The sequence below is a fragment of the Luteimonas sp. A501 genome, from assembly GCF_054052085.1.
The window spans coordinates 1-552 of record NZ_JBSVRI010000040.1 but is presented as its reverse complement, the minus strand read 5'-3'; the positions used below and the strand labels follow the sequence as shown (position 1 = coordinate 552).

General features: G+C 59.4%; 1 protein-coding gene. It reads left to right on the top strand.

Annotated features, from left to right (window positions below):
• Window positions 1-477 (top strand): DUF5063 domain-containing protein (locus ACW7G5_RS14800; protein ID WP_457005785.1); only part of this gene is annotated, 477 nt, incomplete at its 5' end.
• Window positions 478-552: the final 75 nt, after the last annotated feature.

Sequence of the window (552 nt, the reverse complement as noted above, 5' to 3'; positions counted from 1 at the left end):
GTGTTAGGCGGCACACGACCAATGCAGCAACTTAATGTCTTCTCTCACACCGCTACCGCGTTCTGCCAATGGGCGGAAGGCAGTCCGGCGCTGCCGGACGACGAAGCCGATACCGCGCTTAGGCTGCTCTCCCAGCTCTACGCGCAGGTGCAGGAACTCCCGCCGCTCTTCGATGAAGAAGACGCCTCCGAACTGCCTCACGAAGAGTGGTTGGTGATCTACAGGCGCTTTGGAGCGATGCCGTTCAATTACTACGCCGCGTACTCCGAGCCGCATGACACAGTAGACCCATCTCCTGGCATTGGAGACCTCGCCGACGACCTCGCGGATATCTGGCGGGATCTAAAGGGAGGGCTGGCGCTGTACCAAAAGGGGAACCTTGCTGCCGCGGCTTGGGAGTGGCGTGACTCATTCAACATACACTGGGGTCGTCATGCGGCGGGTGCGCTTTATGCTCTTCAATGTTGGCGGTCGTAGTACCACGCAGATGCCGCCTAACAGTTCATTCAAGCCGACGCCGCTTCGCGGCGCGGCTTAATTCAAGTGTTAGGC